This is a genomic window from Nocardia xishanensis NBRC 101358 (assembly GCF_001613365.1).
Taxonomy (GTDB): Bacteria; Actinomycetota; Actinomycetes; order Mycobacteriales; family Mycobacteriaceae; genus Nocardia; species Nocardia xishanensis.
This window is the reverse complement of sequence record NZ_BDCF01000005.1, coordinates 186,822-199,830: the sequence shown is the minus strand read 5'-3', so window position 1 is coordinate 199,830 and position 13,009 is coordinate 186,822. Positions and strand designations below refer to the sequence as shown.

The 13,009-nt window shown below is 70.7% G+C and carries 9 protein-coding genes and 3 pseudogenes; 9 read left to right on the top strand and 3 right to left on the bottom strand.

Annotated features, from left to right (window positions below; all coding sequences use genetic code 11):
• The first annotated feature begins 46 nt into the window (after positions 1-46).
• Positions 47-739, top strand: a complete 693-nt coding sequence (locus NX1_RS06255) for an MspA family porin (protein ID WP_245668349.1) — start codon at positions 47-49, stop codon at positions 737-739.
• Positions 740-804: 65 nt separating this feature from the next.
• Here NX1_RS06255 and NX1_RS37750 read toward each other — a convergent pair.
• From NX1_RS37750 to NX1_RS06245, 3 genes and pseudogenes are all read right to left on the bottom strand, one after another.
• A pseudogene (locus tag NX1_RS37750) lies at positions 805-1,536 on the bottom strand (histidine kinase dimerization/phospho-acceptor domain-containing protein); the annotation flags it as partial.
• 129 nt (positions 1,537-1,665) lie between these two features.
• A pseudogene (locus tag NX1_RS36810) lies at positions 1,666-2,346 on the bottom strand (response regulator transcription factor); the annotation flags it as partial.
• A 136-nt stretch (positions 2,347-2,482) separates the two neighbouring features.
• Positions 2,483-3,193, bottom strand: a complete 711-nt coding sequence (locus NX1_RS06245; protein ID WP_068055140.1) for a hypothetical protein — start codon at positions 3,191-3,193, stop codon at positions 2,483-2,485.
• A 125-nt stretch (positions 3,194-3,318) separates the two neighbouring features.
• Here NX1_RS06245 and NX1_RS06240 point away from each other — a divergent pair, with 125 nt between their 5' ends.
• From NX1_RS06240 to NX1_RS06205, 8 genes and pseudogenes are all read left to right on the top strand, one after another.
• Positions 3,319-4,365, top strand: a complete 1,047-nt coding sequence (locus tag NX1_RS06240) for a FecCD family ABC transporter permease (RefSeq protein WP_068055137.1) — start codon at positions 3,319-3,321, stop codon at positions 4,363-4,365.
• 40 nt (positions 4,366-4,405) lie between these two features.
• Entirely contained in the window at positions 4,406-5,527 is a 1,122-nt protein-coding gene (locus NX1_RS06235) for a FecCD family ABC transporter permease (RefSeq protein WP_373864865.1), read from the top strand.
• Complete coding sequence (locus NX1_RS06230; protein WP_068055134.1) at positions 5,524-6,357, top strand: ABC transporter ATP-binding protein; 834 nt, start codon at positions 5,524-5,526, stop codon at positions 6,355-6,357. The genes NX1_RS06235 and NX1_RS06230 overlap by 4 nt, the downstream gene beginning before the upstream one ends.
• Before the next feature lie 100 nt (positions 6,358-6,457).
• On the top strand, positions 6,458-6,850 hold the full coding sequence (locus NX1_RS06225) for a BlaI/MecI/CopY family transcriptional regulator (protein WP_068055132.1): 393 nt from the start codon (positions 6,458-6,460) through the stop codon (positions 6,848-6,850).
• 79 nt (positions 6,851-6,929) lie between these two features.
• Positions 6,930-7,868 (top strand): M56 family metallopeptidase, encoded by a 939-nt coding sequence (locus NX1_RS06220; RefSeq protein ID WP_068055129.1) that lies wholly within the window; start codon positions 6,930-6,932, stop codon positions 7,866-7,868.
• 130 nt (positions 7,869-7,998) lie between these two features.
• Positions 7,999-9,193 (top strand): annotated as a pseudogene (locus NX1_RS06215) (DEAD/DEAH box helicase); the annotation flags it as partial.
• An 851-nt stretch (positions 9,194-10,044) separates the two neighbouring features.
• Entirely contained in the window at positions 10,045-10,887 is an 843-nt protein-coding gene (locus tag NX1_RS06210) for a DMT family transporter (RefSeq protein ID WP_084501106.1), read from the top strand.
• Positions 10,888-11,391: 504 nt separating this feature from the next.
• Positions 11,392-12,828, top strand: coding sequence for a GuaB1 family IMP dehydrogenase-related protein (locus tag NX1_RS06205; protein WP_068055291.1), 1,437 nt, complete (start codon positions 11,392-11,394; stop codon positions 12,826-12,828).
• Positions 12,829-13,009 lie beyond the last annotated feature (181 nt).

Genomic DNA, 13,009 nt, shown 5'->3' with positions numbered 1-13,009 from the left:
GCCATGAACGCCGAGGCGCACCGTTCGAGATCTGATGAGGGGAAGTATGAGCATGAATCGCTCCAGCGGTTTGCGCGGCGGGGGCCGGATCGCCTGCGCCGGCGCCGCCGCGGCCGTTGCCATGGGCCTGTTCTCCACCGGCGCCGCCGACGCGGACACCTTCGTGCCGCTGCCGGGCGGCACGATCACCAAGACACTGTCCGACGGCACCGTCGTCACGGTGCGCCTGGTCGGCGAATCCGCCACCATCAGCCCGTCCCTCGGCTCGACCCCGGTGCACCGCAACGCGTGGGTGTCGGCCAGCGCGCAGGTCGAGCTGTCCGGCTCGAATGCCAAGGGCGGCGGCAAGATCTATCCGGGCTACGTCGTCGGCTGCCAGGTCAACATCGACGGCGGCGGCGTCGAGGGCGGCGTCACCGGCGAGCTCGACTGGAGCGGCGACCAGGTCGAAGGAAACGTCGGCGCCGAAAGCGGCGGCGAGCTCTCGCTCGGCCCCGGTCAGGCCAGGTCGTTCTACGTCCTCGACATCGAGGAGGCCGACGACTTCGGCAACGAGTCGCACGAGCGGCGCAACAAGTTCAAGGGCGCCGGCGGCAGCGTCACCTGGGCGGACGAGACCATCGGCCTGACTGGCTGCGGCGGGTACGCGCAGGCGCGCTCGTTCGTTAAGGTGAAGGTCGAGACCACCAACGTCATGTCGGTGGTCACGCTGTGGGGCCGGCCTTTCAGCATCGGCTGATTCCGCGACTGGCATCGCCGGGGCCCGGCGTTGTCGACGCCGGGCCGGCGGCCGGTGCGGACGGTCGCGAAGCGCTCGAAGATGCGCGCGCGATCCGCTTGCGGCACACCGGGTCCCGCGTCGTCCACGGTGAGCACCGCGCGCATGCCTTCCTTGCCGACGCGCACCGCGACGACGCCCTCGCCGTGCCGGTCCGCGTTCTCCAGCAGATTCGCCACCGCGCGCTCCAGCTCGATCTTGCGGCCCTGCACGACGACGTCGTCCTCGACGTGCAGCAGCGCGGTGTCGTAAGCGCGCGCCGCCAGGGTGTTGGTCAGCAAGTCCGCGAGCGAGAGCGGCTCCAGGTCCGAGCGGTGGATACCGGCCTCCGCCCTGGCCAGCGCGAGCAGGTCCTCCAGCAGCCGCCGCAGGTGGTCGAGTTCGGCGTTCACCAGGCCCAAGGCCTGGCGCGACCGCTCGGGCAGCTCGTCGGTGTTCCTGGTCAACACGGCGACACCGGTGGTCAGCGTGGTCAGCGGTGTGCGTAGTTCGTGGCCGATATCCGAGACCAGCCTGCGTTCCCGTTCGATGCGCTGCTGGAGTGCGTCGACCATGGCGTTGAACGCGTCCACCGTGGTCGACAGGTCGCGGTCGCGCGAGCGCGGCAGCCGGATCTCGTGCTCGCCCGCTGCGATGCGCGCCGCGGTCCCTGCGACCTGGCGCAGCGGCTTCAGCGCGTGCCTGCTGGCCCACACGCCCAGCGCCGCGCCGAGTGCGACCGCGCCGAGCCCGCAGACCAGAAGAAGCCTGCGCAGCATGCGCAGGGTGGCCTCGAGTTCGGCCAGCGGCGCGAATTCGTAGAGCACACCATCCTTTTCGCCGAGTGCGACCCCGGTGCGCAGGTACGAGCGCCCGTCCAGCGTGACGCGTTCGGTGGGGCCGGGGCCGCGCCTGCCGTGCCCCTGCAGCAGCACCACCGCCGGGTCGGCATCGAAATCCGTCTTGGTGCGCAGCCGCCGCATGTGCACGTCGACGATCCGCTCGTCGCCGAAGAAGCCGCGATCCCAGACCCGGTCGAGCAGCACGGCGCGGCTCAGCACGAAACCCGGGTTCTCGGCCAGCTCGCAGAGCAGCCGGAACTCGGTCAGCGTGAGGTGCGGCTCGTCCCCGCCGCAGCGGGCGACGCCGCGCTGCGGTGAAAGCACTATCCGGCGGGCGGCGTCCAGCAGAATGTCTTGCGGCGCATCGCGTTCGGCGGTCAGGCCCGCGCGCCGCCGCAGCGCCCGCATCCGGGCGGCGATCTCCTTGACCTCGAACGGCTTGGTCACGAAATCGTCCGCTCCCGCCTCGAGGGCGGCCACCACGTCGTGGGTGTCGTCGCGGGCGCTCACCACGATGATGGGCACCTGGTGGTCGCGCCGGATCTCCCTGATGCAGGTGAAGCCGTCCATGCCGTCGAGCATCAGGTCGATGATCATCACGTCCGGTGCGCCGTTGTCGCGCAGGTGATCCAGCGCGGATTCCGCGGCTTCCGCCTCGGCGACGTCGTAACCCTCGTCCTCCATCGCCAGCCGCAAGGCGGTCCGCACCCGGTCGTCGTCCTCCACGATCATCAGCTGCGTACTCATCGCCACTCCTCGCGCTGACGATCGAGGCCTTTCCCGGACACCGCCGCGCCGCGGCGTCAGCATCGGCCGCGGTTCACCAGGGCGCAACATACCCGGCGTAGGTGACGACGAAACGGACGCGCGGCGAACGATGGACTCAGCGGACCAGGCAGGCGGTGCGCCGGACCGGCAGGCCGCGCTCCTCCAGCGCGAGCAGCAGTCCCTGGCCACGGCGGGCGCCGTCCTCGGCGTCGGTGCGGGCCAGGGCGGGCACGTAGGTCGCCGCCCCCACGAGGGATTCGCCCACCAGCGACCAGAATCGCCGCGCACTCAGCCCGGAGCACCTGGCGAGGCCCTGCTGGATCAACGTCAGCGACGGCTCGCAGCGGTGGGCCAGCCAGACGTACATGGCGCGCTCACAGGGCAGCGTCACGACACCGGAACGGCCGTCGCGGCTTTCGCCGTCGATCACTCGAATCGTGGTGTCCTCCAACCCGGCCCAGTCGATGCCGCCGTCGTTGTCGTGGTGCACCCACAGGTTCTCCAGGCCGGGATCCCACGCCCTGCCCTCGGCGACGAGCAGGGCGGCCACCCGGCCGATCACCGCGTGGATGAGCGCGGTCGCGACCACCTCGGCGGCGGTGTCGGCGCTGATCATCTCGGCGGCGTGGCGGCGGTACATCAGCTCGATCCGGCCCTCGCGCAAGCCTTCCGACAGCTTCCACCACCGGCGTTTGCCCTGATCTGCCATGGCGGCAACGGCATACACTCGCGGATGCTCCGGCTGCAATGCCCGCAGCCGGGCGCAGGCGCGACCGAACGCCGCCTCGGCGTCGCGGGCCTGGCGGGTTGTCATTGGCTCGAGCATCGAACCTCCTCGGGGTCGGCTCCTCATAGAAGTCGAGTTCGGAAGATAGGTTAGGCTTACCCAACCTGGCAAGCCCAGGGCTACGTGAAGTCGGCAGCACATCGAGTCAGGAGCAGTTCGTCGCCGTGACACCCCTTGGCACCGTGAGGCGGCGTCGCCTGACCGGTCTCGTCCTCCTGTTCGCGCTGCTGGCGCTGGCCGCGGTGGCCAGCGTCGCGCTCGGTTCCCGCTCGCTCGCGCCCGGCACCGTCTACGACGCCGTGCACGACGCGCTGATCTGCCAGGGCGGCCCGTTCAGCTGCCCGGCGCAGACCGTCGAGGAGCAAATCGTGCGGTCGCTGCGACTCCCCCGCACGGCGCTCGCGGTGGTCACCGGGATGGCGCTCGGCATCACCGGAGCGCTCATCCAGGGCTACACCCGCAACCCGCTCGCCGACGCGGGTCTGCTCGGACTCAATTCCGGCGCCGCGTTTCTCGCCGCGCTGAGCATGTACCTGTTCGGCTTCACCCTCCCCGAGCAGTACGTCTGGTTCGCCTTCGCCGGAGCTCTGCTGACCGGAGTCGCCGTCTTCGGGTTCTCCTCGATCGGCGGCGGCAAGGCCAGTCCGCTCAGCCTGGTGCTCGCGGGCGCGGCGCTCACCGCGTTGCTCCAGGCGATGACGAATGCCATCGTGTTGCTCGACCCGGCGGCGCTGGACACCTACCGGTTCTGGGTCGTCGGCGCGGTCGCCGGTCGGGACGCCCAGGTGTTCTGGCAGGTGCTGCCGTTCCTGGCGGCCGGCCTCGCGCTCGCCATCGCGGCCGCACCCGGGCTCAACCTGCTCACCCTCGGCGACGAGGTGGCGCGCGGGCTCGGCGTGCACATCGGCCGCAGCCGCGCCCTCGGACTCACCGCGGTGGTGCTGCTGTGCGGCGCCGCGACCGCCGCCGTGGGACCGATCGCCTTCCTCGGGCTCATCGTCCCGCATCTGGCACGGATGATCACCGGGCCCGACTTCCGTTGGCTCGTGCCGTATTCGGGGATGATCGGCGCGCTGCTGTTGCTCGTCACCGACACCGCGGGCAGGCTCGTCGCGCGGCCGGGCGAACTCCAGGCCGGCGTGATGCTGGCCGCCGTCGGCGCTCCCTTCTTCATCGCGCTCGTGCGCCGTCGAAAGCTGGTGAACCTGTGAGACTCGGCTGCTCCACCTCCGTGCCCGCCGGGAGGACGCGGTGAACGTCGACGTGAAAGCCGCTGTCCGGCAACCTGATTCGGCGGAACTGCGCCGGGTGCGGCCCGCCCTGCGACTCGGCCCGGTGTCACTGGTGTTGCGACCGGCCATGGTCGCGATCGTGCTCGCGCTCGCCGCGCTCGCGTTCGCGCTGTTCTGCGTGGACATCGCCGTCGGCGACACGCACATTCCGATCGGGCGGGTGCTCGACGTGCTTTCCGGCGGCGGAACCCGCTCGCAGCGCTACATCGTGCTGGACTCGCGGCTGCCGCGCGCGCTCACCGCGCTCGTCGTCGGCGCCGCGCTCGGACTGGCGGGCGCGATCACCCAGTCGATCCTGCACAACCCGCTGGCCAGCCCGGACATGCTCGGCATCACCACCGGTGCGAGCCTCGGCGCGGTGTCGGTGCTCGTCGCCAGCGGCGGCGCGACCACGGGCTTCGCGGCCACCTTCGGCGCGCCGCTGGCCGCGCTGCTCGGCGGACTGCTCACCGCCGCGGCGATCTACGTCCTCGCGCTCGGCCGTACCGCCACCGGCGAATTCGGCGCGACCGGCCTGCGGCTCGTGCTCATCGGCATCGGCGTCAACGCGTTGCTCATGGCGGGCATCAACTGGGTGCTCACCCGCGGGACCTGGCAGGACGCCGCCCGCGCGCAGCTGTGGCTGACCGGATCGCTCAACGGCGCGCAGCGCAACCAGCTCGTGCCGGCGGCGCTGGCGCTGGCGACCGTCGCGATCGTCGCGATCGGTTCGGCGCGGACCCTGGCCGCGCTGCGGTTGGGCACCGAGACCACCCGGGTGCTCGGCGTGCGAATCCAGACCCAGCAGGCCATCTTGATCGGCGCCTCGGTGGTGGCCGCGTCCGTGGCGACCGCCGCCGCCGGTCCGGTCGCGTTCGTCGCGCTGGCCGGGCCGCAGATCGCGCGGCGACTGCTGCGCACGCCAGGGGAACCACTGATCGGCTCGGCCTTGATCGGTGCCATCCTGGTGGTCGGAGCTGACGCGGCCGCGCGGACGCTGTTCCCGGTGGACCTGCCCGTCGGCATCGTGACCGCCGGATTCGGCGGACCGTTCCTGCTGTACCTGCTCGTGCGTATGAATCGGAAGGCGACCCTGTCATGACCGTCACCACCACCGCCGCCGCGCACCAGCTGGCCGCCGACGGCATCAGCCTCGGCTACGGCGACCGCGTCATCGTCGACGGGCTCACCCTGGATATCACGCCCGGCGTGATCACCACGGTCATCGGTCCCAACGGCTGCGGCAAGTCCACCCTGCTGCGCTCGCTCGGGCGGCTGCTCCGGCCGCGGACGGGTCGCATCCTGTTGGACGGCAAGGCCATCTCGTCGATGAAGACCAAGGACGTCGCGCGCGTGGTCGGCATGCTGCCACAGACGCCGGTCGCGCCGGAGGGACTGACCGTCGCCGACCTGGTCGCGCGCGGCCGTCATCCGCACCAGTCCTGGATCCGGCAGTGGTCAGCGGCCGACGAGACCGAGGTGATGACCGCGCTGGAGCAAACCGGCATCGCCGATCTCGCCGACCGCGCGCTCGACGAACTCTCGGGCGGTCAGCGTCAGCGCGCCTGGATCTCCATGGCGCTGGCGCAAGGCACCGACATCCTGCTGCTCGACGAGCCGACGACCTACCTGGACCTCGCGCATTCGCTCGAGGTCCTCGATCTGGTCGACCGGCTGCACGACGAGCTCGGACGCACCGTGGTGATGGTGCTGCACGATCTCAACCTGGCGATTCGCTACAGCGATCAGCTCATCGTCATGCACGCCGGACGGATCGTCGCCCAAGGCAGCCCGGCCGACATCGTCACCGCCGCGCTGCTGAAAGAAGTCTTCGGGCTGGATGCGTCGGTGCTCGACGACCCGGTATCCGGCAGGCCGATGATCGTGCCGATCGGTACACGGCACGTGCTGCCCGGCGCGTCCGCGAAATGATTCATCCGGTTCGCGAGGTATGACCAATACCACACAGCAACCGGAGAGTTACGACGGGGTGTAGTACGCATCTTTGTCGTTGGGTCCGTAAACTTGGGGGATGGCAGGACTCGGTGAACTCGAGAAAGCGGTCATGGACCAGTTGTGGTCGAGCGACGAACCGCAGACCGTCCGGCAAGTGCACGAAGCACTCGCCGCACGCCGCGAACTCGCGTACACCACGGTGATGACCGTGTTGCAGCGACTCGCCAAGAAGAATCTGGTGGTCCAGCGGCGCGACGATCGCGCGCATCGGTACGCGCCCGTGCACACCCGGGACGAGTTGGTCGCCTCGCTGATGGTCGACGCACTACAACAGGCCGACGCGGCGGGCAGCCGCGCCGCCGCCCTGGTGCATTTCGTGGAACAGGTCGGACGCGACGAAGCGGATGCGCTGCGCGAGGCACTCGCTAAGCTCGAAGCATCCGAAGGCAATCAACAACCGCCCAAGTAGTATCGGGGATGGCCTCTCGGCCCCCGGGCCTCACAATGCCGTGAGCGCACCGGTCCCCACAACGCAGTGAGCTGAGTCGATGAACGCAACCGCGCCGGTCTTCGCCGGTCTCGCCTTGCTTCTCGCGGGGCCCGCCCCTGCGCTGCTCAGCCGTGCCACGTGGCCGTACCGGACACCGCGCGCCGCGCTCGTGCTGTGGCAGGCCATCGCGCTCGCCGCCGTACTCAGCGCCTTCGGTTCCGGGCTCGCCATCGCCGCCGAGCTGCTGGTGCCCGGACCCGATGGACGTCCGACCACCTCCCCCACTCGGGAGATCGACGCCCTCGGGCTGCCCTTGTGGCTGGCCTACGTCACCGTCTTCGCGTTGACCCTGTTAATCGGCGCGCGACTGATCTTCTCGGTGATTCGAGTCGGCGTGCACACCCGCAGGCGCCGGGCGAAGCACCGCATGCTGGTCGACCTGCTCGACCAGAGCGGCCCGCACCGGCGCGCGCACGACATCCGCGTGCTCGGCGCCACCGAGCCGATCGCCTACTGCCTGCCCGGTCTGCGTCAGCGGGTGGTGCTCAGCGCGGGCACGCTCACCAATCTGGACCATTCCGAGGTCACCGCCATCGTCAGCCACGAGCGCTCGCACTTGAGGGCCAGGCACGACTTGGTGCTCGAAGCGTTCACGGCGGTGCACGAGGCGTTTCCCCGCGTGGTGCGCAGCAAGGCCGCGCTCGGCTCGGTGAAGCTGCTCATCGAGTTGCTCGCCGACGATTCCGCGGTCAAGGTCACCGGACCGAAGCCACTCGCGCGGGCCCTGGTGGCGTGCGCGAAGTCCACCGCTCCGCAGGGCGCGCTGGCCGCGGGGGGACCGACCACGCTGATCCGCATCCAGCGGCTGAGCGGACGGATCGGTGATTTCCGAGTGGCGTCGGCCGCCTATCTTGGCTCGGTCGCCATCCTCGTGGTTCCCACATTGGCCGTCGCGGTACCCTGGCTGGTCGAACTCAGCCGGTTGTTCAACCACTGATAGCGCCGATCCGGCGTCGCGCCGGTCGCCTTCGCCGCACCTCGCTTTCCGGACGTCGCCGTCCACCGCCACGCCCGTTCGAGCGCCGATCACGCGCGCGCACGTCGCAACACGAAAGGCCGTCAACCCTTTGACTCCCTCGCCCGCCGCCGCGGCGCCCAGCTTCACCTTCGCTGACCTGGGACTGCCCGTTCCGCTCGTCCAGGCCCTGCGCCGCGACGGCATCGAGGCGCCCTTCCCGATCCAGGCCGCGACGGTTCCCGACACCCTCGCGGGCAAGGACGTACTCGGCCGCGGCCCGACCGGCTCAGGCAAGACGCTGGCATTCGGACTGCCCATGCTGGCGCGCCTCGCCGGCGGCGCCGCGAAGCCGGGCAGACCGCGCGGATTGGTGCTGGTGCCGACCAGGGAGCTGGCCGCCCAGATCGAACGCGCGCTCGACGAGCCCGCGCTGGCCCTCGGCCTGCGCATCGCCTCGGTGGTGGGCGGCTCGCCGATCAAGCGGCAGGCCGACCGCCTGGCGCGCGGAGTCGACCTGCTCATCGCCACCCCCGGCCGGTTGCAGGACCTGATCCTGCAAGGCTCGGCCGACCTGTCCGACGTACTGATCACCGCGTTGGACGAAGCCGACCACATGGCCGACATGGGCTTCCTCCCGCAGGTCACCAAGCTGCTCGACCGGACACCGAGAGACGGCCAGCGCCTGCTGTTCTCGGCCACCTTGGACGGCGAGGTCGACAAGCTGGTCAAGCGCTACCTGCGCTCTCCCGTCACGCATTCCACCGCGCCGCCGTCGGCCGCGGTCGCCACCATGTCGCACCACCTGCTGTACGTGCGCAAGGCCGACAAGCGCGCGGTGATCGCCGAGATCGCCGCCCGCGACGGGCTCACCATCCTGTTCGTGCGCACCAAGCACGGCGCGGACCGGCTCGCCAAACAACTACGCGCTTCCGGCGTCGCGTCGGGCGCGCTACACGGCGGCAAGGCGCAGAACAACCGGACGAGGACGCTGGCGGCGTTCGCCGACGGCAGCGTGCCCGTGCTGGTCACCACCGATGTCGCCGCCCGAGGCATCCACGTGGACGGCATCTCCCTCGTGGTGCACGTCGACCCACCCGCCGAACCCAAGGCCTACCTCCACCGCGCGGGCCGGACAGCGCGCGCGGGCGAGGACGGCGTCGTCGTCACTTTGGTCACCGAGACCGAGCGCACCGACGTGGAGAAGATGACCCGCAAGGCCGGGGTCGACATCGAAGGCATCGAGGTCAGGCCGGGCGACAAGCGCCTCGCTGCGATCACCGGCGCGAGGCGGCCGTCGGGAGTGCCGGTCACTCCGCCCGGGGCTGCGGTGAAGCAGTCGGTGAGCGACGAGCCTCGGACCGCGGCGAGGTCCACCGGGCGCCGTGCGGGCTCCGAAACGCGGTCGACGGCGGGCCGCGGCGCGACCGAGCCGAAGTCGAGCGGGCGTCGTGCCGCCGTCGAGACGACGTCTTCTGGCGAAACTCCGACTTCCTTCGGCACCGGACGGCGGTCACGCGGCAACCGCTCGGCCACTCCCGCGGCCAGTCACACGAATCGCGCGGCCGGGCCGCGCTCGATCGAAAACCGCCGCGTCACAACCGAACCCGCGCGCCGATCGACCACAGACGGCGCATCGACCGCCCATACCACCCCGAACCGCCGCCGCAGCGACGCGCCTGACCGCATCGCACCCCGCGCCGACGGCTCCGCTCCCGTCCCCCACACCCGCACCGGACGCCGCACCACCGAAGCCCGAGACACCACGGGCCACCGCACCACCGGCGGACGCCGCCGCCGCGCCAACTGATCCACCCCACCAGCTGGTTCCACCCGCCGAGAACGGCCCTCGCACGCCTCGCGCATGCTCGTAGATCTGCGAGGCGTGCAAAGGTGCGTGGCGACGGGGATGCGCCTACATGGACACCGACACTGTGAGGCGTACGAGAGGCATGTCGCATCGGGGACTCGCCAGCAACGGCGTCCACCACAGCGCCGACTGCTCGCGGATTGCCGCACGCCTCTACGGGTCCGAAGTCTGCGAAGGGTGGACGGGGCAAGGCAGGAGACGTGGCGCGACACGCCCGGGGTGCAGCGGCGACGCGCCGGGTGGGGTCGGCGGATCCGCAGGTTGGCTGATGCGGGGCAAACTGGGGTGGTGCATCATCCGTTCTGGGCCGTGGTTTGCGCGCTCGTGGCCGCGCTGCTGTTCGCGGTGGCCGCGGTGGCGCAGCATCGGGCCGCGGCGGCGGTGCCGGAGGAGCACTCGCTGGTGGGGACGCTGCTGCGCAGTCCGCGATGGTGGGCGGGGGTCGGCGGTGACGCGGGCGGGTACGCGATGCAGGTCGTGGCGCTCGCGTTGGGGGCGGTGCTGCTGGTGCAGCCGATTCTGGTGAGTGCGCTGGTGTTCGCGCTGCCGCTTTCGGCGCGGCTCACCGGTCGACGGGTCGGGGCGCGCAACTGGGCTGCGGCGCTGGCGCTCGTCGCGGCGCTGGCCTGCTTTCTCGTGGTCGGCAATCCTTCCGAAGGCGATTCGAACGCGCCGCTCGGCGATTGGATCGTCCCGCTGGCGATTCTGCTCGGCGCGGTCGGCGGCGCGGTCGCGCTGGCGCTCGGCACGGCCGACGGCGGACTCCGCGCCCTGCTGTTCGGCGCCGCGGGCGGCGCGCTGTTCGGGCTGGCCGCCGCGCTGACCTCGTACGTCACGGATCTGTTCGAGCACGGGCTCGGCCACGTCGTCGGCAGCTGGCAGACGTGGGCGCTGGTCGCGGCCGGCTTGATCGGCGTCTACTTCCAGCAGCGCGCCTTCCAAGCCGGTTCGCTCACCGCCTCGCTACCCGCCGTCACGATCGCCGAACCGCTGGCGGCGGCCTTCCTCGGTCTGACGGTTCTCGACGAACAGTTGCGCACCAACGGTTTCGGGGTGGTGATCACCGCGTTCGCCGTGGTCGTCATGTGCGTTACCGCGATTCAACTGTCGCGCGCACAAGCCGCCGCTTGATCGACCGCCTCCTGTTCGCCGCACGCGGCATTCGGTTCGGCTCGTGCCCGGCCGCGCAATCCGGCAGGTACACAGCTGCGAGAGCAATCGTCGCGCCCGATTAGGCCCCACGCAGACGTTCGGTCCCGACGAGCACCGCGCACCGGAGACCCGCCGCCTTCGAGATTGCCGTCCATCGACTCGCGACGAAGCACACCCCCCACGAACCCGCACCCCTGCGGCTGAATATCTTGACGCACATACTGTTCCATCGATACGCGGCGCAAACGGATGTCCGATCCCCCACGCTGAAACCACCCCGGCACCGCGCCGACTTCCACCACGCCTTCGGAATTGCGGTCCGCCACCCGCGACGAAACAGCTCCCAGCGAACCCCCAACGCCGATCGTGTTCGGGCACGCACTGTTACGTGCCGCAAAACGCCCGGTCCCGCTCGATGAGACCGGCCCCCGGTGCGCCGGAGAATTGCCGCGCGACTCGTAACTCCCGGTTAGTATGGGTCAAGTGCAGTTTCTCCCTGGACACCAGCCGCCGTACGACCTCACCTACGACGACATCTTCCTCGTCCCGAACCGGACCGACGTCGCGTCCCGATTCGACGTGGACCTGTCGACCGTCGACGGTTCCGGCACCACCATTCCCATCGTCGTGGCGAACATGACCGCCGTCGCGGGCCGCCGCATGGCAGAGACCGTCGCCAGGCGCGGCGGCATCGTGGTCCTGCCGCAGGATCTGCCGATCACCGCGGCCGCCGACACCATCGCCTTCGTCAAGAGCCGCTCGCTCACCGCGGACACCCCGGTCACGCTCGGCCCGGATCGGTCGGTCTCCGAGGCCGTGGCGCTGATGCACAAGCGCGCGCACGGCGCACTGGTGGTGGTCGACGCGGGTAAGCCGGTCGGTGTGGTGACCGAAGGCGCGTGCACCGACGTGGACCGCTTCGCCCGCTTGCGCGAGGTGGCGGTCACCGATTTCGTCCAGGCTCCTGGCAGCACCTCGCCTCGTGAACTGTTCGACCTGCTCGAGGCCGAGCACGCGCACCTGGCCGTGCTCACCGCCGAGGACGGCTCGCTGGCCGGCGTGATGACCCGCACCGGCGCGATCCGCGCCGGGATCTACCAGCCGAACGTCGACGGCAACGGCCGGCTGCGCGTGGCGGCGGCGGTCGGCATCAACGGCGACGTCGCCGCCAAGGCCAAGGCGCTGGTCGACTCGGGCGCCGACCTGCTCGTCATCGACACCGCGCACGGCCACCAGGAGAAGATGCTCGAAACGCTGCGCGCCGTAGCCGATCTCGGCCTCGGTGTGCCGCTGGTGGCGGGCAACGTGGTCTCCGCCGCTGGCACCCGCGACCTCGCCGCGGCGGGCGCCGACATCATCAAGGTCGGCGTCGGCCCCGGCGCCATGTGCACCACCAGGATGATGACCGGCGTCGGTCGCCCGCAGTTCTCCGCCGTAGCCGAATGCTCCACGGCCGCAAAGGAACTCGGTGTGCACATCTGGGCGGACGGCGGCGTCCGGCATCCCCGCGACGTGGCGCTCGCGCTGGCCGCGGGCGCGTCCAACGTGATGATCGGCTCCTGGTTCGCAGGCACCTACGAGTCGCCCGGCGACCTGCGGATGGACCGCGACGGCAACGCCTACAAGGAGAGCTTCGGCATGGCCTCCAAGCGCGCGGTAGCCGCCCGCACCGCCACCGACAGCGGTTTCGACCGGGCGCGCAAGGCGCTGTTCGAGGAGGGGATCTCCAGCTCGCGCATGCGACTCGACCCGGAACGCCCCGGCGTCGAGGACCTGATCGACCACATCTGCTCCGGTGTGCGCAGCGCCTGCACCTACGCGGGCGCGCGCACGATCACCGAGTTCCACGACAAGGCCGTGCTCGGCGTGCAGTCCGCGGCGGGCTTCGCGGAAGGGCGTCCGCTGCCGAGCGGATGGTGAACACCGACACGCGAACAGGACGAAGACCGGCCGACGCGATCCACCGCGTCGGCCGGTAACATGGTGGTTGCCGGGTCGCCCGGCACCACGATTTCCGTATGCCGAAAGGAACAAGTTGTCACCCGCGTCCGAGGGCGCCGCACAGGAGGGCTCCTCTACCGAGCCGGGTGACAAACCCGGC

Coding starts and splice junctions, on each gene's coding strand:
- NX1_RS06230 (WP_068055134.1), top strand. CDS start 5,524: ATGACCGTCACCACCACCGCCGCCGCGCACCAGCTGGCCGCCGACGGC.
- NX1_RS06255 (WP_245668349.1), top strand. CDS start 47: ATGAGCATGAATCGCTCCAGCGGTTTGCGCGGCGGGGGCCGGATCGCC.
- NX1_RS06220 (WP_068055129.1), top strand. CDS start 6,930: ATGAACGCAACCGCGCCGGTCTTCGCCGGTCTCGCCTTGCTTCTCGCG.
- NX1_RS06225 (WP_068055132.1), top strand. CDS start 6,458: ATGGCAGGACTCGGTGAACTCGAGAAAGCGGTCATGGACCAGTTGTGG.
- NX1_RS06245 (WP_068055140.1), bottom strand. CDS start 3,193: ATGCTCGAGCCAATGACAACCCGCCAGGCCCGCGACGCCGAGGCGGCG.